The organism is Candidatus Eisenbacteria bacterium (assembly GCA_005893305.1).
In the GTDB taxonomy this organism is placed as follows: domain Bacteria; phylum Eisenbacteria; class RBG-16-71-46; order SZUA-252; family SZUA-252; genus WS-9.
On sequence record VBOZ01000002.1, the window covers coordinates 1,285 to 22,892 of the forward strand.

Genomic DNA, 21,608 nt, shown 5'->3' on the forward strand with positions numbered 1-21,608 from the left:
GGCGATGGAGCGGAAGGTCTGGCTCAAGAAGGGCGGCTACATCACCATCGACCAGACCGAGGCGCTCGTGGCGATCGACGTGAACACGGGCCGCTTCACGGGGAAGAAGAGCCAAGAGGAGACGATCTTAAAGACGAACCTCGAGGCGGCCGAGGAGGCCGCGCGACAACTTCGGCTCCGCGACCTGGGCGGCATCATCGTCCTCGATTTCATCGACATGGAGGAGGAATCGAACCGGAAGGCGGTCGCGGACGCGCTGCGCGGCCATCTGAAGCACGACCGGTCCCGGACGAAAGCATTCGCGATCAGCGAGCTGGGGTTGGTCGAGATGACCCGCCAGAGGCAGCGTCCGAGCCTCGAGAATTACTTTACCGAGAACTGCGCGGCGTGCGAGGGCTCGGGGCGTGTGCTCTCGCTCCCCTCGGCGACGCTCAAGATCGAGCGCATGCTTCGGCGCGTGGGACAGCGCGCGAAGGAGAAGCAGCTGATCCTCCGCGTCCATCCGGACGTGGCGGTGCACTTGGTGGAGCAGAACGCCGACCGGTTGGGCCGGCTCGAGAGGCAGTTCCGGTTCCGCGTGGAAATTCGGGACGATCCGTCCCTGCGGCGAGATGAGATCCGCCTCTTCCGCGGGAAGACGTTCGAAGAGATCACGAAGCAGTTCGAGCGCTGAAGAAAGGGGTACCATGACAGAATCGCGCTATGCCGTCATCGAGGCCCAGGGTCTCCAGTACCGGGTGGCGAAGGAGGAAGAGCACATCCTCCCCCACATGGGTGCGGAGCCGGGCCAGGAAGTCACCTTCGACCGCGTGCTTCTGATCGCGGATGGGAAGGGCGTGAAAATCGGACAGCCGTTGGTCGAGGGCGCTTCGGTGAAGGTCCAGGTTCTCGGCACGGAGAGAGGCCCCAAGATCCAAGTCGGCGTCTACAAGCGGCGGAAGAAGTACCGCCGGAAGATCGGTTACCGGGACACCCTGACGCGGGTGAAGATCCTGGACATCCGCGGTTAAGCGGAGAGGAGCGGGAGAGAAATGGCGCACAAAAAAGGCGTATCAAGCTCCAAGAACGGCAGAGACTCGGCTTCCCAGCGCCTCGGCGTGAAGCGCTTCGGGGGCGAGTGGGTGAAGGCGGGCAACATCATCGTGCGCCAGCGCGGAACGTCGGTGGCGCCCGGACTCCACGTGGGACGCGGCAAGGATGACACGCTCTTCGCGTTGAAGGACGGCATCGTCATGTTCCGCCGCCGCGGGAAGAGCAAGATGTCGGTCTCGATCCAGCCCCAGCCGAGGGAGGCCGAGGCGGCGCATGCCTAAGATCGCGGTCGTCGGCGCCGGCAACGTCGGCGCATCCGCCGCGCTCTACGCGGCCGAAGCCGAGCTGGGCGACGTCACGCTGATCGACATCCTCGAGGGCGTTGCGAAGGGGAAGGCGCTGGATCTTTTGGAGGCCGGGCCCGTTCGCGGATACGACTCGATGATCGAGGGGAGCGGCGACCTGCGTGCCGTCGCGGGGAGCGACCTCATCATCGTGACGGCCGGCCTGCCACGGAAGCCCGGCATGTCGCGGACGGATCTCCTCAAGGCGAACGCCGACATCATTCGCGGCGTGGCCGAGGCGATCCGCGACCACGCGCCCAAGGCGTTCGTGATCATGGTCACGAACCCGCTCGACCTGATGACCTACCTCACGTACCGGATCACCGGCTTTCCGCGCGAGCGGGTGCTGGGGATGGCCGGGGTGCTGGACTCGTCCCGGTTCCGGACGTTCCTCGCGCAGGAGGTCGGGGTCTCGGTGGAGGACGTCCACGCGATGGTTCTGGGCGGGCACGGCGACACGATGGTGCCGCTCCTTCGCTACTCCACCATCTCGGGCATCCCGGTCGAGAACTTCATCAAGCCGGCCCGGCTCGCCGAGATCGTGCAGCGGACGCGGGATGGCGGCGCCGAGATCGTGAAGCTGCTCCAGACGGGGAGCGCGTTTTATGCCCCCGCTGCTTCCGCGGTCCAAATGGCCGAGTCGATCCTGCGCGACAAGAAGCGGCTTCTCCCGGTCGCCGCGTATCTGAACGGCGAGTACGGGCTCAAGGATCTCTACCTCGGTGTGCCGGCGTTGCTGGGTGCCAAGGGAGTCGAGAAGATCGTGGAGCTCACGCTGACCGCGGAGGAGAAGGCGGCATTGGCGAAGTCGGCCGAGGAAGTGAAGAAGGGAATCGCGGACCTCGCGCTGGAGCCCGCCGCGCGGTAGTCTGCGCGGTCCGGTAACAAGCCTAGACGCTGCGCGAAAAGAAGCCCCGGGGAGCCAACCTCTGGGCTAGTAGCGCCTCGGTTAGATACGGTGGAGTACACTCCTCCGATGGCCCGCATCGTACTCACAACACTCCTCTCAATCATGAGTCTCGCCGTGTTTCCAGCGTCGGCTAATTCCTCGTGCGAGACTGAAATCGACACCAAATCACGATACCTCAGCTTCATGGCGTATGAGACCCACCCGATAGCCGAAACCAATGACAGCACTGGCCTTAGAAATCTGGAAGTCGAGCTCACGAAGATGTGGTCTCGACTGGCGCGAGGGCTGGCGACTGCAGTCAATTGCCAAAGGCGCGTTGAATCGGACTCGCTCCTTTCGAAAGTCCTCTCTCTCTCGCCAATCTCGCTGATGTCCCAATCAGGTCGACCAATTCAAGCGGTTTCGGACATCGACTCGCATGAGGCGGCGCCGAGTGATTCCCTCCTATCGTTATTCCGTGACCTGGACCGCGATTCGTCCGCGGAGCTATTTACCGTATTGCTCGGGTCGTTCGCTCGGAAGCCGGCCGCCGAATCCTTTATGGTGGGGCTCGGATATTCGCCTGATAGGGAAATCGAACGTTCGGAAGCAAGAATGGATACGACCATGGTCATGGACATCGTCTATAGCGACTGTTCCAGGGAGTTCGATCGGGCGAAGCTCTTCATTCTGCCTCGTGAGTTGACGGCCGACGGGAAAGCTTGGGTGCTCAGCGGGCTCTTCTACTCACATGCCGACGCGCAACGTTCGCTGGGCAGGCACCGGCTACCGGGGAAGAGAAAGGCACAAGTGATACGACTCCGCTTTACAGCGCAGGTCCTCCGCAGTGCGTTTCCGCTCATTTGACGCAGCCTGATTCGACGGGTGGTTCACAGGCAATTGGGTCACCCGTCAATTCCGGCCGCACCAATCTCTGGACCGTGATCGGAATCGGACTCGTCGCCTATGCGGCGTGCGATATGGTGCACGAGGTTCTCGGCCACGGCCTTGCGTGCCTGCTGACCGGCGTCCGGGCGCTCTCCCTCTCGACCGTCGCCCTGCAAACGGGCACCAGCAATCGCTTCGTGGCGGCGGCCGGGTCGATCGCGAACGTTGCCGCCGGCGTGCTCGCGATGTCGCTGTTCCGACGGGGGACGATCTTCGGAGCGACGCGCTACTTTCTGTGGCTGTTCGCAGCGCTCAATTTGCTGAACGGCACCGGCTACCTGCTCTTCTCCGGGGTACTCGATTTCGGCGACTGGGCCGTCGTGATTGCCGGACTTGAGCCACACGGGGCGTGGCGCGCCATGATGGCGGCGGCCGGCGCAGTGCTCTATGTCGGCGCGGTCAGGCTCATCGCCTCGCAGATGATTACCTTGGTGCGGAGCGGGGAGGTGGACCGGCTAGAGGTGCCTCGCCTCGTCTTTCCGGCGTACCTGGCGGGCGGACTGCTCTTGGTCGCTGCGGCGACCCTCAATCGGATCAGCCCGAGCCTCGTTCTGATGTCGGGCGTAAGCAGCGGCTTTGGCGCCATGGCCGGCGTCGCGTTCGTCCCGAGACTCGTCGAGCGTAGGACCGAGGAATCCGCGAGCGCGGTTGCTCCGCTTTCATTCAACCTCGGCTGGGTCGTGGCTGGGTTGGTGGTGGCGGTCGCCTTCATTGCAGTCCTGGGCCCCGGCGTCCGGCTTTCGTAACGATCCCCGCCGAGCTGGGAGAAGCGCCTCTCAGATCCGATTCCAACCTTTCCGTAGGTGGACCCGTCAAACGCACCGAGCGGTTTACCCGCGCCGGAGGGTCTTGTTGCGCTTCCTCGCACTCCCGTTCAAGGCAGCCTTGGTTGCGGGCATTCTCCTGTCGCTGGCTGCCCACGACGTCTGGGCTCAATCGGCCTCCATCCTCGATACGACTGAAGTCCGGCGCTGGCGCGAAGACCTCGCATTCCTCCGCGCAGAGATGCCGGCCCGGCACGCGAACCTGTTTCACGCGATGACGCACGCGCAGTTCGACAGCGCGCTCCAGAGCATCGATCAAGACCTGCCTCACCTCGCGCGGCATCAGGTCATCGTGGAGCTGCAACGGTTGGCCGCGCTCGTCGGCGACGGCCATACCAACGTGAGCCCATGGCGTGACACCTCGGCCGTCTTCCAACAGCTGCCGGTCGCGCTGTACTGGTTTGATGACGGCATCTTCGTGCGCGCAACTACGAAAGACCAAGCATCGCTCCTTGGCGCACGCGTCGTGCGGATCGGAGGAATTCCGGTGGAGGGGGCGCTGGCGCGAGTACGCCCGCTCGTTAGCCATGACAACGAGATGGGCGTGCGCGCGTGGACGCCGGTTCTCCTGACCATGCCGGAGGTCCTGCACGCGCTCGGGCTCTCTGAACCGCGACATCGCGCGAAGCCTGATCAAGTCCCGCTATGACTCGCCGGGCCGCCTCGTGGTGATCACAGGTCGCTGGACCTGGTCCGCGGCACAGATGCTCATCAACGAGCTCGAGAATCTCGCGGATGTCGTGTTCGCCGGCGAGCCGAGCGCCTCGCGCGGGAACGTCTATGGGGACTCGAAGAAGATCGTGCTGCCGAACAGCCACTTGACGGTGCGGGTCTCCAGCCTCTACTGGCAGCAGTCGGATCCGCGCGATACCCGCGAGTTCATACCCGTGACCGTATCCGCGCCGCTCACGTTCGCGGACTACGTCGCGGGGCGCGACCCCGCGCTGGAGGCGGCCGAGAGGGTGGGCGAGGAGAAGAAATAGCGCCCGACGCGGGCCACCGCAAAGCTGAGTCGCCCGCGAACGGGAGCGCCGGCGAGGACAAGCGCCCGGAGGTTGACTCCCCAGGGCCCGCATTGGTAGCATGGCTCGTGCCCCGTCCGCAGTCCTCCACGGCGGAGCGCGAGGTTAGCTCGCGACCGCAACTTGGGGCCGTCGGAATCATCCCGGCTCGGCTCCAGTCCACCCGTCTCCCCAACAAGCCCTTACAAGACCTTGGCGGCGCGCCGCTGATCGTGCGCGTGCTGGAGCGGGTCCGTGTCTCGACCGCGTTCCGGGACGTTTGGGTAGCGACGGACAGCGATGAGGTCGTTCACGCCGTAGAGAAAGCGGGGGGCCAAGCCATCTTGACCAGCCCCGACCACACCTCCGGGCTCGATCGGGTGGCAGAAGCTGCTCGGCTGCTGTCGGGCAAATCCAGCAACATGCCCCGGGGCATGTTCGAGGGTCGCGTACTCCCCGACCCAGACGCTGTCTTCGTGAACATCCAGGGGGACGAGCCGTTCGTGAGCCCGGAAGGGCTCGATCATCTCGTGCGTCTCATGGAACGGCCCGACGTGGCGATGGCGAGCCTCGCCGCGCCGTTCCTCGACCGCGACGAGGTGGAGGATCCGAACCGCGTGAAGGTCGTGATCGATCGGGAGAGCCGGGCGCTCTATTTCTCGCGCGCGCCCATCCCGTCGGGCTACGGCCCGGCCGCGATTCCGCTCCTCCACATCGGGGTTTATGCGTACCGGCTGCGCACGCTCTTCGAGCTCGCGGCCCTGCCGCCCGCGCCGCCCGAAGCGGCCGAGCGGCTGGAGCAGCTTCGGGCGCTCTGGAACGGCATCCAAATACATGTCGCCGTGGGTGATTATCAATCCACGGGGATCGATACGCCCGACGATCTCGCTCGGGCACGGGACCAATGGTCGAAACGGAGGAGCGGAGCATGACCAAATTCGTATTCGTCACGGGCGGGGTCGTCTCTTCGCTCGGGAAGGGAATCGCTGCGTCGGCCATCGGGTCCTTGCTCAAGAGCAGGGGACTCTCGGTCACACTGCAGAAGTTCGATCCCTACCTGAACGTCGATCCCGGCACGATGAGCCCCTATCAGCACGGGGAGGTCTACGTCACCGACGACGGCGCCGAGACCGATCTGGACGTGGGGCACTACGAGCGTTTTCTCGGCGTCTCGATGGGCCGCGAGAACAACGTGACGGCGGGGCAGGTCTACGACTCGATCTTGCAGAAAGAGCGCCGCGGCGACTACCTGGGCCGGACGGTCCAGGTCATTCCCCACGTCACGGACGAGATCAAGTCGCGGATGCTCGCGGTGACGCGGGGCAAGAAGCCGGTGGACGTCGCGATCGTCGAGATCGGCGGCACGGTGGGGGACATCGAGAGCCTGCCGTTCTTGGAAGCGATCCGGCAGCTTCGGCTCGAGCTCTCCTCGGTCAACACCCTCTTCATCCACGTCACGCTGGTGCCGCACCTGGGCGCGGCGCGCGAGATCAAGACGAAGCCGACCCAGCATTCGGTGAAGGAGCTCCGCGCGATCGGCGTCCAGCCGGACATCCTCCTCTGCCGTTCCGAGGTGCCGCTCCCGCAGGAGGTGAAGGAGAAGATCGGCCTCTTCTGCAACGTGCCGACGCAGGCGGTCATCGAGGCGATCGACGTGGCCTCGATCTACGAGGTCCCGCTCATGTTCCATCGGGGCGGACTGGACGACCTGATCGTGACGATGCTGCGTCTGGACGCGGGCCCCGCGGATCTCCGAGTCTGGCAGCAGTTCCAGGAACGGATGAAAGCGGCGCGGGACGTGGTCACGGTTTCCGTGGTGGGCAAGTACACGCATCTACGCGACGCATACAAGAGCATCCAGGAGGCGATCACGCACGGCGGCGTCGCCAACGGGGTCAACGTCAAGGTGGAGTGGGTCGATTCGGAGCGCATCGAGATGGACGGTCCCGAAGCGCTGCTCGGCTCGTCGCACGGCATCCTGATCCCAGGCGGATTCGGCGACCGCGGCACGGAGGGGATGGTCCAGGCCGCGCGCTATGCGCGGGAGCGGGGCGTCCCGTTCTTCGGCATCTGCCTCGGGATGCAGTGCGGGGTCATCGAGTTCGCCCGTGACGTAGCCGGGCTGTCCGGAGCGGACTCCTCCGAGTTCGACCCCAAGACGCCGCATCCGGTGATCGGCCTCCTCGAGGGGCAGCACGGCGTGACGAAGAAGGGCGGCACGATGCGGCTCGGCGCGTACCGCTGCGTCCTGACCCCGGGCAGCCACGCGGCGGAGGCCTACGCGGCTCCTGAGGTGGCCGAGCGCCATCGCCACCGCTACGAATTCAACAACGACTACCTGAAGCGGCTGGAGGAGAAAGGGCTCCGCGTGACCGGGGTCTACCCCGAGCTCAATCTCGTGGAGATCGTGGAGCTCCCGGATCATCCGTGGTTCGTCGGGGTGCAGTTCCATCCCGAGCTCCGGTCGCGTCCCGATCAGCCGCACCCGCTCTTCAAGGGATTCCTCGGGGCGTCCAACGCGGAGCGGCTGCGCCGCGCCGGGGCTTCCGAGGCGAAGGCCGGCGCGACCGGTTCGCCGAGAGGATGACGGTGCCCGCGCGCCCGCAGTTCGCCCCGGTCCAAATCGGCCCGATCTCGGTTACGCCCGGGCGCCTCGCGCTCATCGCGGGCCCGTGCGTGCTCGAGGACGCGGGAATGGCCGAAGAGGTGGCCCGCGAGCTCAAGCGGATCGCCGCGGAGCTCGATCTCCCGTTCGTCTTCAAGACCTCCTACTCGAAAGCCAACCGCTCATCGCGTGAAAGCTATCGCGGGCCCGGCCCTCGGGACGGCCTTCAGACGCTCGCCCGGATCCGGGAGCGGGTCGGCGTTCCGGTCACGAGCGACATCCACGAGACGGTCGAGGTGGCCTCGGCGGCCGAGGCGCTCGATCTGCTACAGATTCCGGCGTTCCTCTGCCGGCAGACGCCGCTCATCGAAGCCGCGGCGAAAAGTGGGAAGCCGATTCATATCAAGAAGGGGCAATTCCTCGACCCGGCCTCGATGGCGCGCGCGGTGGAGAAGGCACGCGCGGCGGGGGCTCAGGGCGTGATCGTGACGGAGCGGGGGACCACGTTCGGCTACGGCGATCTCGTGGTCGACTACCGATCGTTCGGCGTGATGGGGCGCCTCGAGTGCCCCATCTTCTTCGACGCGACCCACTCGGTTCAGCAGCCGGGCGGCGCGGAGACCGGCGGCCAGCGGGAGCACGTTCCGCTCCTGGCCCGGGCGGCGGTGGCCGCGGGCGCGGACGGCCTCTTCATCGAGACCCACCCCGATCCGGCGCGCGCGCGGTCCGACCGGGAATCGCAGTGGCCGCTGGCCGAGCTGCCCGCCCTGCTGCGCTCCTTGATGAAGATCCACCAAGCAGTTGCCGATACGAGTCTTGTGGAGACACGCAGGCCGTGACGAAGAGCCTCTACCGCGAGAAATCCAAGGCCGGCGTGGAGCCGGCTTCCGAAACCCAGGTCGCCGCGTGGGCCAGGGAGGTTCTGGCTCTTGAGTGCGAGGCGATTCAAGGCCTCAAGCCTCTAATCGGCAAAGAATTCGAGGCCGCGATTCAGACGCTTTCGAAGGTCCGCGGCCAGGTCCTCACCCTCGGTGTCGGGAAGTCCGGCCTGGTCGCGAAGAAGATCGCGGCCACCCTCACGGGCACGGGGACACCGGCCACGTTCGTCCATCCGGTCGACGCCGTCCACGGCGACCTGGGTATTGTGTCGCGGGACGACGCGGCCATCCTCCTCTCGAAGAGCGGGGAGACGGCCGAGCTGCTGGAGCTTCTGCCCGCCTTCCGGCGTCGCGGGGTCGCCATCATCACGATGACCTGCCACCCCGAGTCGTCCCTCGGAACCGCGTCGGACCACGTGCTCGACCTGGGCCGCCCGCCCGAGGCCTGTCCCGAGAACCTCGTGCCGACCTCGACCACGACCGCGGCCTTGGCGCTGGGCGATGCGGTCGCGATCGTGCTGATGCGGCTCAAGGGATTCACGCGCGAAGATTTCGTCTTCCTCCACCCCGGCGGCGTCGTGGGCCAGGCCGCGCTCCTCCGCGTCGAGGACCGGATGCACGGCGGCGACGCGCTTCCCCGCGTCGGCACCGAAGCCACGCTCCGGGACGCGCTCCTCGAGATATTGAACAAGCGCCTCGGCATGACGACGGTGGTGGACCGTTCGGGCGTCCTGCGCGGCATTCTGACGGACGGAGACCTGAAGCGGATCCTGCTTCGCGGCGACGCCGATCTCGCGCAGGCCGTGGAGAAGGTGATGTCGCGCGCGCCCCGATCGATCGAGGCGGACGCCCTCATCGCGCAGGCGGTCCGGAAGATGGAGGAGAACGAGGGGGGAGCGATCACGTCTCTCGTCGTGCTCGACCCGGGGGGCCGGCCCCTCGGGGTCATCCACCTCCACGATTGTCTCGATCTCAGGACGCGGTAAGGCCATGCGCTGGCACGGGTTTGACCGCGCCGGCAGGTGCGTGATAATGTCGGCGCTCCTCGCGATCGGCCTCGACGGCTGCCGGGGAAAGCCGAATTCCGCTCCCAGCGAGGCGGAGATTCGGATCCCCGACCAGGAGGCCCGGGATTTCGCGCTCACGGAGAGCTCGGTGGGGAAGAAGAGCTGGACCCTTCGGGCTTCATACGCGGCCATGTACAACGACCGAAACCTCGTGGACGCTCAGACGGTTCGCATCGAGTTCTTCAACGATAAAGGCGAGACGTACTCGACGCTCGTGGCCGATCAGGGCCTCGTCCACCAGCGAACGAACGACCTCGAGGCCCGGGGCCACGTCAAGATCGTCACGACGAGCGGCGTGAAGCTGGAAACGGATTCGCTCCGGTGGATGAACAACACCGGAAAGATCGTCTCGGACGCGTTCGTCAAGGTCACGCGAAAGAGCGACGTGGTGACCGGCTGGGGTTTCGAGAGCGACGCCAATCTCGACCATTTCCATCTCTCGCGCGAGGTTCACGCGGAAGTCCGCGAGATGGAAGGGACCGCGGCGGGCGACAGCGGATCGAGCCGATGACGGGGCTCGTGGCGCGCGATCTCGAGCGTTACTATGGAAACTGGAAGGTCGTCGACAAGGTGACGATCGAGGTCCAGCGGGGCCAGGTCGTCGGGCTTCTGGGGCCGAACGGGGCGGGAAAGACCACGACGTTCTATCTGATCGTGGGCCTCCTTCGCGCGGACGGGGGCCGGATCGAGTTCGACGGCCGGGACGTGACGCGGGCGCCCATGCACGAGCGGGCGCGGATCGGGATCGGCTATCTCCAGCAGGAGCCGTCGATCTTCCGTCGCCTCACGGTGCGGGAGAACATCCTCGCGATCTTGGAGACGTTGAAGCTGAGTAAGAAGGAGCGGGCGCAGCGGCTAACGCAGCTTCTCGAGGAGCTGAACATCTCGCACCTCGCGGACCGGAAGGGATACAACCTGTCCGGGGGGGAGCGGCGCCGCGTGGAGATCACGCGCGCGCTGGTCACGCAGCCGGGGTATCTCCTCCTGGATGAGCCGTTCGTCGGGATCGATCCGATCGCGGTCGGAGAGATCCAGGACATCGTCTCGCGATTGCAGAAGAAGGGGTTGGGCATCCTGATCACCGATCACAACGTGCGGGAGACGCTCAGCACGACGGACCGCGCGTACATCATGTTCGAAGGCAAAATATTGCTTCACGGCACCAGCGAGGAGCTCGCGCGGGACCCTGTCGCTCGCCAGATCTATCTCGGCGAGCGGTTCCGATTGGACTGAGGGGCAATTCTCCATGGAAATGAGACATGGCCTGAGAATGCAGCAGAAGCCGACGCTGATCATGACGCAGCGTCTGCAGCAGGCCTTGAAATTACTACAAATGCCGACCCTCGAGCTCCAGCAGGCGTTGAAGCAGGAGCTGGAGCGGAATCCGCTCCTCGAGGAGGTCGATGAAGTCGACGAAGTCGAGGAGATGGAGGAGGTCAAGAAGGAGGCGGGGCAGGAGGACAGCGCCGAGCCGGTCGAGACCGTGGAGCCGGATAAGAACCAGGAGGTCGACTGGAACGAGCTCTGGCCGGACCAGTTCGAGGGGCCATCCGCCCCTCGCACGGACGATCCGGACGCCGAGTTCTACGAGCGCGTTCCGGTCACGCGGGAAAGCCTGGGCGACCACCTGATCGAGCAGCTTCGCCTCCTCTCGCTGGAGGAGGACAATCTTGCGCTCGGCGAATACCTGATCGGGTCGATCGACGAAAACGGATATCTACAGACGACCGTCGAGGAGGTGGCCGAGACATTCGGCATCGCGCCGGACAAGGTCGAGGACATCCTCGCCGCGATCCAGAAATTCGAGCCCGCCGGCGTCGGCGCGCGAAATCTCCAAGAGTGCCTCTGGATCCAGCTGGTGCAGCGGAAGCAGGAGACAACGCTCGCGGGTCGGATCGTCCAGGAGCAGTTCGACAACCTGCTCGCCCGGCGCTTCGGGGAGATCGGCCGGAATCTGAAATGCACCGTCGAGGACGTCCAGGCCGCGGGCGACCTCATCTCCACGTTGGATCCCCGGCCGGGGCAGGAGATCGCCGCCGAGGAGACCAAGTACGTGACCCCGGACCTGATCGTCGAGCGCGTCGGGGAAGACTTCGTCGTCTCGCTCAACGATCGGAACGTGCCGCGGCTCCGGATCAGCGCCGCCTATCAGCAGATGCTTCGCAACAAGACCGCGGGCCAGGACGAGACGCGGAAATTCATCTCCGACAAGCTGAACTCGGCCAAGTGGCTCATCCAGACGATCGAGCAGCGGCGAAAGACGATGATCAAGGTCATGCGCCGGATCGTGGAGGAGCAGAAGGAGTTCTTCGAGAGGGGCGTCGAAGGGCTCCGGCCCCTCACGCTCCAGCAGATCGCGAACCAGATCGGGATGCACGAGTCGACCGTCAGCCGCGTGACCACGAACAAGTACGTCCAGACGCCGCGCGGCGTCTTCGAGCTGAAGTATTTCTTCTCGAGCGGCCTCGCGACGGAAGAGGGGGACGACGTCTCGGCCAAGGTCGCGAAGGACAAGATTCTCACGTTGATCAACAACGAGGACAAGCGCGAGCCGCTGAGCGATCAGCGCGTCGCCGAGATCCTGCACGAGCAGGGGCTCCGGATCGCCCGGCGCACCGTCGCCAAGTACCGTGAGGCGCTGCGGCTCCTGCCGGCGCGCGCACGGCGGCGTTACGCTTGACCGGGTTCCGCGACTCACCGAGGGGAGGGGCATGGAAATCACGATCAAGGGTCGCCACTGGAAGCCGCCGCAGACCTTCCGCGATTACGCCGTCGAGCAGATCGAGAAGCTGAGCCGTTTCAACCCGCGGATGATCCGGGCCCAGCTCACGGTCACCCGGGAAGGGTACCGCCACCAGGCGGAGCTCCACCTCCACGGAAACGACATGGATCTTCTGGCGAAGGCGGAGGCCACTGATCCGCGCGCGGCGCTCGACATGGTTCTGGTCAAACAGGAGCGGTCGCTCCTACGCCGCAAGGGTCGGATCAAGGACCGGAAGAAGCATGCCCCGACGATTCGCCTGCAGCCCCCCGCCGAGGAGATCCGCCCCCTGCCGCGGACGACCGCCGAGCCGATCAACGTCGTGCGCTTGAGGCCGGATCGACCCGTCCTGAGCGTCGACGAAGCGGCGCGCACGCTGATCTCGACGAAGAAGCTGGTTCTGGTCTTCGAGGAGCAGGGTGGGGAGGGTCTCCGGGTCGCCTACAGGCTCGGGAACGGCAAGGTCGGTCTGCTTGAGCTCGACTAGCCCGACGACCCTGACGGTCGCGCAGCTCTACGAGCAGCAGAAGGAGCAACTCTCGCTGGAGCTCATCTCGTCCAGCCTGGACTCGAAAGTCCCGATCACCCTGAGCGACATCAATAGGCCCGGCATGGCCCTGATGGGGTTCACGGAGAACTTCCTCGCGGACCGCATCCAGATCTTCGGCCGGACCGAAATGGCCTACATCAGCACCCTGGGGCCGAAGGAGCGGAAGCCGGCCTACGACCGGTTTTTCCAGTTCCAGGTCCCCTGCATCATCGTGGCGAAGGGCCTGGAGCTGCCCGACGGCCTGATCGAGCGCTCGAACGACCGTCAGATTCCGGTGCTCCGCACGCCGCAGGACACGACCCCGTTCATCCACCAGCTGACCGCGTTCCTGGACTTCGTCTTCGCCCCCTCGGTGACCGTCCACGCCTCACTGGTCGACGTCTACGGCGTGGGGCTCCTCTTCACAGGACGGAGTGGGATCGGCAAGAGCGAAACAGCCCTCGACTTGGTGGAGCGCGGGCACCGCCTCGTGGCGGACGACGTGGTCCGGATCACGCGGCGCCACGGGGACATCCTGATCGGCGCTGGCAACGAGGTGCTGAAGCACACGATGGAGGTCCGGGGTCTCGGAATCATCGATGTCCAGGCGATTTTCGGCATCCGCTCGATCCGCGGGCAGAAGCGGGTCGAGGTGGAAGTGCATCTAACCGAATGGAGCGACGCTCGGGACTACGAGCGTGTCGGCCTCGACGATCAGATGGCCCCGTACCTCGATGTGCAGATCCCGCTGATCACGATCCCGATCTTCCCGGGGAAGAACATCACGGTGATCGCGGAGGTGGTCGCTCTGAACCACCTCGTGAAGGTGTACGGCTACCACCCGGCGAGGGCCCTGAACGATCGCCTTATGGAGAGTATGCGCATGAAGCTCTTATCGAACCCACTCGTCCGGGACGACACGGAATAGCGCCGGGGGATGCCATGAATCAAACCCGTCCGGTCGCGCTTCTGGTGACGCACGGCGTTTTGGGTGAAGAGCTGGTGCGGACCGTGGCCTCGATCCTGGGACCGCAGTCGGACGTCGCCACGGTGAGCAACAGCGGCTTTTCGGCCGATGGGCTCACGAATGCGATCGAGGAGAAGGTCCGGGAGTTTCCGGCCGATGCGCCGATCGTGCTCTTCACCGATCTCGCGGCGGGGAGCTGCGGCATCGCGTCGCGCCGCCTGGGCGTAGAGGGTCGAATCGTGCGAAAAATCACCGGCGTCAACCTGCCGATGCTCCTCGAGTTCTTCCACTATCGAGACACGCTCTCCCTGGACGACCTCCTGCCGCGCTTGGAGGCCAAGGGGAGGGCGGGGATCATCATCCTCTAAGGTGCCGCTCCTCCTGGCGCGCATCGACGACCGGCTGATCCACGGCCAGGTGGCCCACGGCTGGGGGAATGCTCTTCATCCCACGTTTCTCGTCATCGTCTCCGATTCCCTCCGGGCCGACCCCGCCCGGGCCGAGCTCTATCTCTGCGGGGTCCCCGAGGGTGCCCGCAGTCGCGTCGTCTCGGTCGCGGAGGCGCTCGATCCGGCGTTCCGAAACGAGGTGGACGCCGAGCGGACGATTCTCCTCTTCACCGGTCCCGAGGACGCGCTCCGGCTGGTCACGGGCGGGTTTCCGCTTCGAGAATTGAACCTGGGCGGGCTTCATCACGCGCCCGGCCGGCGCGAGGTGCTCCCGTACGTGTTCCTCGATGATGCCGACCGCGCCCAGCTCCGCGAGCTTCAGCGGCGAGGCGTTCGCGTCTACGCCCAGGATCTGCCCTCCAACTCATCGCACGCCATCGACGCCTGGGTAGGCGGGGCGACCTGATGCCCGCGGCCGCTCGGGCCGAGAGGACGGACCGTGCTTCCTGAGATGGTCCGCGTCGCGATCCTGGGCGGTGCGCTGACCTTGGAGCGGACGGCGGGCTGGAATCTGATGCTCAGCCAGCCGCTCGTGGGAGCTTGTCTCGCCGGAATTCTATTGAGCCCGGGGCCCGAGTGGGAGCTCTGGGCGCTCCGCGTTCCGATCGGGGTCGGCGCGCTTCTCCAGCTCCTCCTCACCGACGCCTCGCTCCCGGCCGCCCAGCGCCAACACGACACGGCGACCGCCGGGGTCGTGGGAACCACGGTCGCGATCCTGGGAATGGCGCGCCTTCACGAGGCCGCCACCGTCGCGCTGGGCGGCGTGCTCTGGGTGCTCATCGGGGTCGCGGTCGGGCTCGTCTCCGCGGTCGCCGGCGGTTGGGCCCTCCGCTTTCACCGCGCCCGGAGCCGGACCGACCTGGCGCGCGCCGGGCACCTCGCGGCCGCGGGAGAAGCGGGGGCGTTCGAGCTCCTCTACTGGGGGGGAGTCCTCCGGGCCTTCGCGGTGGGGGCGCTCTGGGCCTGGGCCGCGACGCTCATCGCTCTCGCCTCGTTGCTCGCGATCCTCCCGCGGCTCGGCGGCGCCTTGACGGCGCGGCGGATCGGGTTCGTGTTCGCTTCCCTGATCGGTGCGGGTCTCGCGTCCGCGTACCACGCGCACGTCGCCGGGAGAAAGCAGGCCTTCCGATGGGTCGCGCTCGGCGCCACGACGGCGCTGGTGCTGAGCGTCGTCTTCCGCCGGGGCGCGCCGTGAGCGGGCTGCGCGTCCGAGGGGACGATGTGGCGATCATGACGTCGCGATCGTTTCAGATCCAAGCGCTCCTCACGCCGGAGCGGATGCAGGGAATGGGATTCGCGTTCGCGATCCTACCGGCACTCCGCCGCCTCTATCCGGCGAAGGAAGAGCTGGCCCGGGCCTTGACCCGACACCTGGCCTACTTTGCAACGCATCCGATCCTCTCGGGCTTCGTGCTCGGGGCGACGGCGCGTCTGGAGGAGCGGCGCGCGAACGGAGAGTCGATCGACGACGGGGAGATCGACTCCTTCAAGCGCTCGCTCGCAAGTCCCCTCGCCGCGCTCGGGGATCCGCTCTTCTGGGTCACGCTCCGACCGTTCGCGGGCCTCGTGGGCGTGCTCGGCATCGCCTTTCTGCCGGGCGCGGACTTCATCGGCCCCGACCTCCGCGTGCTCCTCTGCCCCCTCCTGACTCTTTTGACGTACAATGCCGTCGCGTTGCCGTTCCGAGTGTTCGGCGTGGCGCGCGGTTACGCTTCGGCGGACCGGCCCGGCGCGCTCCTCCAGTCGCTCCGGCTCGCCGAGTGGAACCACGCGGTCGCGCGTGCCGGCGCGCTCGGCTATGGCGCGCTTCTAGCCTTGGTGGCGCTCTCCCTCGACTTCGGCTCGGGGCGGTGGGGCGCCGATGGACGCTCGCGTGTCGCTTCGCTGACGCCGCTCCTCCTCGGCGCGGTCATCGGGTACGCGGGGTTGAGAAGGTGGCCGGGACGCGGGGTGGAGGTGGGGTTGGGAGTCCTTGCCGCGGCGGCCGTGTTCGCCTTTAGCATGTAGGAGCGGCCGATCGCCATGATCGAAGCAACCATCGTCATCCAGAACCGGCTGGGCCTCCACGCCCGCGCCTGCTCGGTCTTCGTGAAAGAGGCCGCCAAGTATGCCAGCCACATCACCCTCTCGCGCGACGGTCTCGAAGTGAACGGGAAGAGCATCCTCGGCGTGATGATGCTCGCGGCCGAGCGCGGCGCGGAGCTAGAGCTCAAGGCCGACGGCTCGGACGAGCAGCAGGCGATCGCGGCGCTCGTAAAGGTCGTCAACGACAAGTTCGGAGAAGAATGACCGTCCTGACGGGAATCCCGGCATCCCCCGGAATCGGCGTCGGGCCGGTCCACATCGTCGACCACGAGGAGATCGAGGTTCAGGACGGCCAGATCGCCCCGGATCAGGTCGCCGCGGAGCAGGAGCGGCTGAAGGCCGCGCTTCGCGCGAGCCAGGAGGAGGTCCGCGATCTTCGGGCGAAGATCGCGCTCGAGACCGGCGAGGAGCACGCCCGAATCCTCGACGCGCAGGTCGCGATCCTCGAGGATCCGGACGCGCTCGAGCAGGCGATCGAGGCGGTCCGGAAGGAGCGCCGGTCGGCGGCGTGGTGTTATCGGAGGATCTTGGGCGCGGTCGCGGCGAGGCTCGACGAGGCGGACGGCCAGTATTACCGCGACCGGGCGCTCGACATCCGCGACGTGCGGCGCCGCGTCCTCGCCCATCTGGGCGGCGTGCGCTCCTACACGCTGAGCGATCTCCGCGTGCCGTCGCTGATCGTCGCCTCGGACATTCCACCCAGCGAAATGGCGCTCGCACCCCGCGACAAGATTCTCGGCTTCGCCACCGATCTGGGCGGGCGCACCTCGCACACGGCCATCATGGCGCGCGCCCGCGGGATTCCCGCGGTGGTCGGCTTGAAACAGGCGATGCGGACCGCGCGGGAGGGGGCGGTCGCGCTGGTCGATGGAACGCGGGGGGTCGCGATCTTCGACCCGGAGCCCGAGGTGCTCCAGGAGCACGTCCGGAAGCAGCGCCACTACCAGGATCTGGCAAAAAATCTCGCCGCTCTCAAAGATCAGGCCTGTGTCACCCTCGACGGCCGCCGCGTCCACCTGGGCGCGAACCTCGAGGTTCCCGAAGAGCTGCCGTCCCTCCTGGAAAACGGGGCCGAAGGGGTCGGGCTCTACCGCACCGAATTCTTCTACCTCTCCCGAGCCACGTTGCCGACGGAGGAGGCGCAATACAACGCCTACCGGACGATCGCGGAGGCGATGGCGCCGCGTCCGGTCGTCATCCGCACGCTGGACGTCGGGGGCGACAAGTTCGCCTCTTACCTGGGCACGCCGGTCGAGCGGAATCCGTTCCTGGGGATGCGGGGGCTTCGGTTCTCTCTGAAGCGGGAGGACATCTTCCGGACCCAGCTCCGCGCGATCTTGCGGGCGACGGCGCACGGCAACGTGAAGGTCATGTTCCCGATGGTGGTCGGGCTCGAGGATTTTCGTAAGGCCCGCGCGGTCGTCGAGCAGGTACGCCAGGATCTGAAGCGCGAGAAGGTCGCGATGGCGGAGCGGGTGCCGCTGGGCGTCATGGTGGAGACGCCCGCCGCGGTCTTCGCGATCGACCTCCTCGCGAGCGAGTCCGACTTCGTGAGCATCGGCACGAACGATCTGATCCAGTACGCGCTCGCGGTCGATCGGGGGAACGAGGCCATCGCGGAGGTCTACGAGCCGCTCCACCCCGCCGTCCTGCGCGCGGTCCGCGCGGTCGTGCAAGCGGGGGAGCGCCGCCCGATCCCGGTCGGCATCTGCGGCGAGATGGCGGGAGAGCCGCTTTACGCGGTGCTCCTGCTGGGTCTGGGCCTGACCGATTTCAGCGTGAGCCCGTTCCTGGTTCCCGAGATCAAGACGATCCTCCGCGCATCGACCTACGCCGAAGCCTCGGAGCTCGCGCAGCGCTGCTTAACACTCCCCACGCCGACGGAAGTCCGCGCGGTGGTGACCGAGCACATGAGCCGTCGATTCCCGCAGCACTTCGCCGCGTGAGCCCTCGGCCGAAGAAGCCGGCACGAACCCGCCGACCCGCCGGCCCCGCCTCCCCTCTCGACTCGCCCGAGCGCGCCGCGCGCCTGGACCCCGGCGGCATGGGGGAGCGGATCGAGGGGTTCGCCGATCAACTCCGCGCGGGCGTCTCGATCGCCGGTCCGGTCCTCGCCCGGCTCGCGCCCCATCGTCCCCGGCGGACCGTCCTCTTCGGCATGGGAGGCTCCGCGATCGCCGGCGATCTGGCACGCTCGATTGTCGATCGGGAGGGCGACTCGCCACTTCACGTCGTCCGCCACTACGAGCCGCCTGCCTGGCTCACCCCAGAGGACTTCATGATCTTCTCCTCCTACTCGGGACAGACGGAGGAGACCATTGCCGCCTACCGGAGCCTCCGCTACCTCGGCGCGCGCTCGTGCGTCCTTACGACCGGCGGCACCCTCGCGCGCCTCGCGGGGGACGACGACATCCCGATCGCGGCGCTGCCACCGGGACACCCGCCCCGTGCAGCTCTCGGCTACTCGTTTTCGACCCTGGTCCAGATCGCCGCGCACCTGGGGCTCCTGGCCGGGGGATCCGAGCGCTTGGAGGCGGCCGCGGAGGGGGTCGAAGAGGTCGCTTCCGTCTGTGGGATGGGTGTGCTACGATCCCGCAACCCTGCAAAAAGATTGGCGATACGCTTGGCCGGTCGGCAGGTGATCCTGCTCGCGAACGAGCGGAGCCTGGGCCCGGTCGCGTGGCGCTGGAAGGGCCAGCTGAACGAGAACTCGAAGCACCTGGCGTGGGTGGCCCCGCTGCCGGAGATGAACCACAACGAGGTCGATTCGTACGTCCATCCGCAGGGCCTGGTGGGGCGCTTGGCCGCGGTCCTCTTGCGGGACCCCTCGGACCATCCGCGCGTGCAGGCAAGGTTTCGCTGGCTCGCGGCGTATCTGCGACGGAAGGGAGTTCAGGTCGATTCGGTCGAGGCCAAAGGCAAGGATCCGATGACGCGGCTCATGACGTGCGCCGCCGTCGGCGATTACGTGAGCTACTACCTGGCTCTCGCCCACGGGACCGATCCGAGCGCGCTTCCGGGCGTTCAGTCGCTGAAAAAGGCCCTGGGTCGTTGAGGCCGGTCGCGGTGATCCCGGTGGCCGGCGCCGGGACGAGGCTCAAGCCGCTCACGGACAGGACCCCGAAACCGCTTCTCGAGGTCGCGGGAAAGCCGATCCTGGCCCACATCCTCGACCAGGTCGCGGAAGCGAAGCCCGAGCGTGTCGTTCTGGTCGTCGGGCCGGGGCCACAGGGAAAGCGGATACACGAATACGCGAGCCGCAGGGGCGACCTGAAGATCGAGCACGTGGTCCAGTCCGAGCCCTTGGGGCTAGGCCACGCGGTGGCCCAGGCGAAGGATCTCGTCGGCGGCGCCCCGGTCCTCATCGTACTCGGCGATACGATCGCGTTGGCCCCGTTCGCGAGGCTGACCGCAAGCGGCTCGAGCCTGGGCGTCCGCGAGGTGGACGACCCCCGTCGATTCGGGGTCGCGATCGTGCGGGACGGTCGGATCACGGAGCTCGTGGAGAAGCCGGAGCATCCGGTGTCGAACCTGGCGCTGGTTGGCCTCTATTACCTGACGAACTCCCCGTTACTCTTTCAATCCCTGGCTTCTCTGGAGGCGGAGGGAAAGCGGACCCGGGGAGAGCTTCAGCTGACGGACGCCCTCCAGCGCATGATCGAGAAGGGCGAGGAACTGCGCCCGTTTCCCGTCCAAGCTTGGTATGATTGCGGCAAGACCGATACGCTTCTCGAGACCAACCGCGCGCTGCTCGACCTTCACGCGGGGCCCGTCTCCCGGCCCGGCGTGGTGTGCTTGCCGCCCGTAGCGCTCGATCCGAGCGCCGACGTGCTTCATTCGGTGATCGGACCTCACACCTCGATCGGCCCGGGCGCCCGGGTGCGGCGTGCTGTGGTCCGGAACTCGATTATCAACCAAGGCGCAACCGTGGAAGACGTCCTCCTCGACCTGTCGGTCGTCGGCGAGAAGGCCGTGGTCCGCGGCGACTACCGGCGCCTCACCGTAGGGGAATCATCGGAGGTCGAGAGTACATGACGCTTGAAGCGACGCAGACGAAGCCCGAGGCCAAGCGCGCGCCCGGGACGCGCCACGCCCTGCCGTTCACGTCCGAGTCGGTGACGGAGGGCCATCCCGACAAGGTCGCGGACCAGATCTCCGACGCCATCCTCGACGCCATTCTCAAGGAGGATCCACTCGGGCGGGTCGCGTGCGAAACCCTCGTGACCACGGGCCTCGCGCTCGTGTCCGGGGAGGTCACCACGAAGACCTACGTCGACATTCCGAAGGTCGTGCGCGAGACGATCCGGAGCATCGGCTACGACAACCCTGTATACGGATTTGACTACGAGACCTGCGCCGTCCTCACATGCATCGACGAGCAGTCGAAGGACATCGCGATGGGCGTCGACCGGAAGGGCGCGGGGGATCAGGGGCTCATGTTCGGCTATGCCGTGCGCGAGACGCCGGAGCTGATGCCGCTTCCGATCCAGCTCGCCCACAAGCTGACCCGGGCTCTGGCGGACGCCAGGCGATCGGGCAAATTCCCGGAGCTTCGGCCCGACGGGAAGTCGCAGGTGACGGTCGATTACGAAGGCGGCGTGCCGAAGCGGATCAACACGGTGGTCGTCTCGACCCAGCATGTCGAGATGACGGACGCCGAGATCGACCGGTTCCGGGAGCGGATCATCCGCGAGATCATCAAGCCGGTCCTCCCACGCGAGCTTGTCGACGGCGAGCCGATCTTCCACATCAATCCGACGGGGCGGTTCGTCCTTGGGGGGCCCCGCGCGGACACGGGTGTCACCGGCCGCAAGATCATCGTCGACACGTACGGCGGCTCCGCCTGCCACGGCGGCGGCGCGTTCAGCGGAAAGGATCCGTCGAAGGTGGACCGCTCGGCCTCCTACGCGGCGCGCCACGTGGCGAAGAACTTAGTCGGAGCGGGCCTCGCGGACAGGTGCACCGTCCAGGTCGCGTACGCGATCGGGGTGGAGCAGCCGGTGTCGGTCATGGTCGACTCGCACGGCACGGGGAAAGTGCCGGATACGCGGCTCTCCGAGCTTGTCCGGAAGCATTTCGACCTGAGCCCGGCGGGGATCATCCAATCCCTCGACCTTCGCAAACCGATCTATCGCAAGACCGCAGCTTACGGACACTTCGGCCGTGAGAACGAGGGGTTCCGGTGGGAGCTGCTCGACCGCGTGGAGGACTTGAAGCGTGACGCCTGAT

The 21,608-nt window shown here is 66.6% G+C and carries 25 protein-coding genes and 1 pseudogene (1 of these 26 running past the window's edge); all 26 read left to right on the forward strand.

What is annotated here, in order from left to right; genetic code table 11:
* Window positions 1-673, forward strand: a pseudogene (locus tag E6K79_00355) (Rne/Rng family ribonuclease); it begins 870 nt to the left of the window's first position.
* Between the two features lie 13 nt (window positions 674-686).
* Entirely contained in the window at window positions 687-1,010 is a 324-nt protein-coding gene (gene rplU / locus E6K79_00360; GenBank protein TMQ67230.1) for a 50S ribosomal protein L21, read from the forward strand.
* A 21-nt stretch (window positions 1,011-1,031) separates the two neighbouring features.
* Window positions 1,032-1,313 (forward strand): 50S ribosomal protein L27, encoded by a 282-nt coding sequence (locus E6K79_00365; protein TMQ67231.1) that lies wholly within the window; start codon window positions 1,032-1,034, stop codon window positions 1,311-1,313.
* Window positions 1,306-2,244 (forward strand): malate dehydrogenase, encoded by a 939-nt coding sequence (gene mdh / locus E6K79_00370; GenBank protein TMQ67232.1) that lies wholly within the window; start codon window positions 1,306-1,308, stop codon window positions 2,242-2,244. Before E6K79_00365 ends, mdh begins: the two co-directional genes overlap by 8 nt.
* A gap of 108 nt (window positions 2,245-2,352) precedes the next feature.
* The gene (locus tag E6K79_00375) at window positions 2,353-3,132 is read left to right on the forward strand and encodes a hypothetical protein (GenBank protein ID TMQ67233.1); all 780 of its coding nucleotides are present in this window, start codon (window positions 2,353-2,355) and stop codon (window positions 3,130-3,132) included.
* 74 nt (window positions 3,133-3,206) lie between these two features.
* Window positions 3,207-3,959: a hypothetical protein gene (locus E6K79_00380; GenBank protein TMQ67234.1), complete on the forward strand. Its 753-nt coding sequence runs from the start codon at window positions 3,207-3,209 to the stop codon at window positions 3,957-3,959.
* Window positions 3,960-4,062: 103 nt separating this feature from the next.
* Window positions 4,063-4,686, forward strand: a complete 624-nt coding sequence (locus tag E6K79_00385) for a hypothetical protein (GenBank protein TMQ67235.1) — start codon at window positions 4,063-4,065, stop codon at window positions 4,684-4,686.
* Window positions 4,687-4,702: 16 nt separating this feature from the next.
* Window positions 4,703-5,020 carry a hypothetical protein gene (locus E6K79_00390; GenBank protein ID TMQ67236.1) on the forward strand — a complete coding sequence of 106 codons (318 nt, stop codon included), beginning with the start codon at window positions 4,703-4,705 and terminating at the stop codon, window positions 5,018-5,020.
* 176 nt (window positions 5,021-5,196) lie between these two features.
* Entirely contained in the window at window positions 5,197-5,970 is a 774-nt protein-coding gene (gene kdsB, locus E6K79_00395) for a 3-deoxy-manno-octulosonate cytidylyltransferase (GenBank protein TMQ67284.1), read from the forward strand.
* Window positions 5,967-7,625, forward strand: coding sequence for a CTP synthase (locus E6K79_00400; protein ID TMQ67237.1), 1,659 nt, complete (start codon window positions 5,967-5,969; stop codon window positions 7,623-7,625). The genes kdsB and E6K79_00400 overlap by 4 nt, the downstream gene beginning before the upstream one ends.
* Window positions 7,622-8,482 carry a 3-deoxy-8-phosphooctulonate synthase gene (locus E6K79_00405; GenBank protein TMQ67238.1) on the forward strand — a complete coding sequence of 287 codons (861 nt, stop codon included), beginning with the start codon at window positions 7,622-7,624 and terminating at the stop codon, window positions 8,480-8,482. Before E6K79_00400 ends, E6K79_00405 begins: the two co-directional genes overlap by 4 nt.
* Entirely contained in the window at window positions 8,209-9,507 is a 1,299-nt protein-coding gene (locus E6K79_00410) for a KpsF/GutQ family sugar-phosphate isomerase (GenBank protein TMQ67239.1), read from the forward strand. The genes E6K79_00405 and E6K79_00410 overlap by 274 nt, the downstream gene beginning before the upstream one ends.
* A gap of 4 nt (window positions 9,508-9,511) precedes the next feature.
* Window positions 9,512-10,099: an LPS export ABC transporter periplasmic protein LptC gene (gene lptC / locus E6K79_00415; protein ID TMQ67240.1), complete on the forward strand. Its 588-nt coding sequence runs from the start codon at window positions 9,512-9,514 to the stop codon at window positions 10,097-10,099.
* Window positions 10,096-10,821 (forward strand): LPS export ABC transporter ATP-binding protein, encoded by a 726-nt coding sequence (lptB, locus tag E6K79_00420; GenBank protein TMQ67241.1) that lies wholly within the window; start codon window positions 10,096-10,098, stop codon window positions 10,819-10,821. Before lptC ends, lptB begins: the two co-directional genes overlap by 4 nt.
* Window positions 10,822-10,834: 13 nt before the next feature.
* Window positions 10,835-12,268 (forward strand): RNA polymerase factor sigma-54, encoded by a 1,434-nt coding sequence (rpoN, locus tag E6K79_00425; GenBank protein TMQ67242.1) that lies wholly within the window; start codon window positions 10,835-10,837, stop codon window positions 12,266-12,268.
* 31 nt (window positions 12,269-12,299) lie between these two features.
* Window positions 12,300-12,836, forward strand: a complete 537-nt coding sequence (gene raiA / locus E6K79_00430) for a ribosome-associated translation inhibitor RaiA (GenBank protein ID TMQ67243.1) — start codon at window positions 12,300-12,302, stop codon at window positions 12,834-12,836.
* Window positions 12,769-13,806: an HPr kinase/phosphorylase gene (locus tag E6K79_00435; GenBank protein ID TMQ67244.1), complete on the forward strand. Its 1,038-nt coding sequence runs from the start codon at window positions 12,769-12,771 to the stop codon at window positions 13,804-13,806. Before raiA ends, E6K79_00435 begins: the two co-directional genes overlap by 68 nt.
* Window positions 13,807-13,820: 14 nt before the next feature.
* Window positions 13,821-14,213 (forward strand): PTS mannose transporter subunit IIAB, encoded by a 393-nt coding sequence (locus E6K79_00440; GenBank protein ID TMQ67245.1) that lies wholly within the window; start codon window positions 13,821-13,823, stop codon window positions 14,211-14,213.
* Complete coding sequence (locus E6K79_00445; GenBank protein ID TMQ67246.1) at window positions 14,137-14,700, forward strand: PTS sugar transporter subunit IIB; 564 nt, start codon at window positions 14,137-14,139, stop codon at window positions 14,698-14,700. Before E6K79_00440 ends, E6K79_00445 begins: the two co-directional genes overlap by 77 nt.
* A gap of 33 nt (window positions 14,701-14,733) precedes the next feature.
* Window positions 14,734-15,489, forward strand: coding sequence for a hypothetical protein (locus tag E6K79_00450; GenBank protein TMQ67247.1), 756 nt, complete (start codon window positions 14,734-14,736; stop codon window positions 15,487-15,489).
* On the forward strand, window positions 15,423-16,301 hold the full coding sequence (locus tag E6K79_00455; protein TMQ67248.1) for a PTS system mannose/fructose/sorbose family transporter subunit IID: 879 nt from the start codon (window positions 15,423-15,425) through the stop codon (window positions 16,299-16,301). Before E6K79_00450 ends, E6K79_00455 begins: the two co-directional genes overlap by 67 nt.
* Window positions 16,302-16,316: 15 nt before the next feature.
* Entirely contained in the window at window positions 16,317-16,583 is a 267-nt protein-coding gene (locus E6K79_00460) for an HPr family phosphocarrier protein (GenBank protein ID TMQ67249.1), read from the forward strand.
* Entirely contained in the window at window positions 16,580-18,325 is a 1,746-nt protein-coding gene (gene ptsP / locus E6K79_00465) for a phosphoenolpyruvate--protein phosphotransferase (GenBank protein TMQ67250.1), read from the forward strand. The genes E6K79_00460 and ptsP overlap by 4 nt, the downstream gene beginning before the upstream one ends.
* Complete coding sequence (locus E6K79_00470; GenBank protein TMQ67251.1) at window positions 18,322-19,434, forward strand: SIS domain-containing protein; 1,113 nt, start codon at window positions 18,322-18,324, stop codon at window positions 19,432-19,434. Before ptsP ends, E6K79_00470 begins: the two co-directional genes overlap by 4 nt.
* Complete coding sequence (locus tag E6K79_00475) at window positions 19,431-20,414, forward strand: nucleotidyl transferase (protein ID TMQ67252.1); 984 nt, start codon at window positions 19,431-19,433, stop codon at window positions 20,412-20,414. The genes E6K79_00470 and E6K79_00475 overlap by 4 nt, the downstream gene beginning before the upstream one ends.
* Window positions 20,411-21,607, forward strand: coding sequence for a methionine adenosyltransferase (locus E6K79_00480; GenBank protein TMQ67253.1), 1,197 nt, complete (start codon window positions 20,411-20,413; stop codon window positions 21,605-21,607). The genes E6K79_00475 and E6K79_00480 overlap by 4 nt, the downstream gene beginning before the upstream one ends.
* Window position 21,608 lies beyond the last annotated feature (1 nt).

Bases quoted from the DNA above. Each gene is read 5' to 3' on its own strand.
- E6K79_00460 (TMQ67249.1), top strand. From the start codon at position 16,317: ATGATCGAAGCAACCATCGTCATCCAGAACCGGCTGGGCCTCCACGCC.
- E6K79_00480 (TMQ67253.1), top strand. From the start codon at position 20,411: ATGACGCTTGAAGCGACGCAGACGAAGCCCGAGGCCAAGCGCGCGCCC.
- raiA (TMQ67243.1), top strand. From the start codon at position 12,300: ATGGAAATCACGATCAAGGGTCGCCACTGGAAGCCGCCGCAGACCTTC.
- rpoN (TMQ67242.1), top strand. From the start codon at position 10,835: ATGGAAATGAGACATGGCCTGAGAATGCAGCAGAAGCCGACGCTGATC.
- E6K79_00375 (TMQ67233.1), top strand. From the start codon at position 2,353: ATGGCCCGCATCGTACTCACAACACTCCTCTCAATCATGAGTCTCGCC.
- mdh (TMQ67232.1), top strand. From the start codon at position 1,306: ATGCCTAAGATCGCGGTCGTCGGCGCCGGCAACGTCGGCGCATCCGCC.
- E6K79_00455 (TMQ67248.1), top strand. From the start codon at position 15,423: ATGGGTCGCGCTCGGCGCCACGACGGCGCTGGTGCTGAGCGTCGTCTT.
- rplU (TMQ67230.1), top strand. From the start codon at position 687: ATGACAGAATCGCGCTATGCCGTCATCGAGGCCCAGGGTCTCCAGTAC.
- ptsP (TMQ67250.1), top strand. From the start codon at position 16,580: ATGACCGTCCTGACGGGAATCCCGGCATCCCCCGGAATCGGCGTCGGG.
- lptB (TMQ67241.1), top strand. From the start codon at position 10,096: ATGACGGGGCTCGTGGCGCGCGATCTCGAGCGTTACTATGGAAACTGG.
- E6K79_00440 (TMQ67245.1), top strand. From the start codon at position 13,821: ATGAATCAAACCCGTCCGGTCGCGCTTCTGGTGACGCACGGCGTTTTG.
- E6K79_00365 (TMQ67231.1), top strand. From the start codon at position 1,032: ATGGCGCACAAAAAAGGCGTATCAAGCTCCAAGAACGGCAGAGACTCG.
- lptC (TMQ67240.1), top strand. From the start codon at position 9,512: ATGCGCTGGCACGGGTTTGACCGCGCCGGCAGGTGCGTGATAATGTCG.
- E6K79_00405 (TMQ67238.1), top strand. From the start codon at position 7,622: ATGACGGTGCCCGCGCGCCCGCAGTTCGCCCCGGTCCAAATCGGCCCG.
- E6K79_00400 (TMQ67237.1), top strand. From the start codon at position 5,967: ATGACCAAATTCGTATTCGTCACGGGCGGGGTCGTCTCTTCGCTCGGG.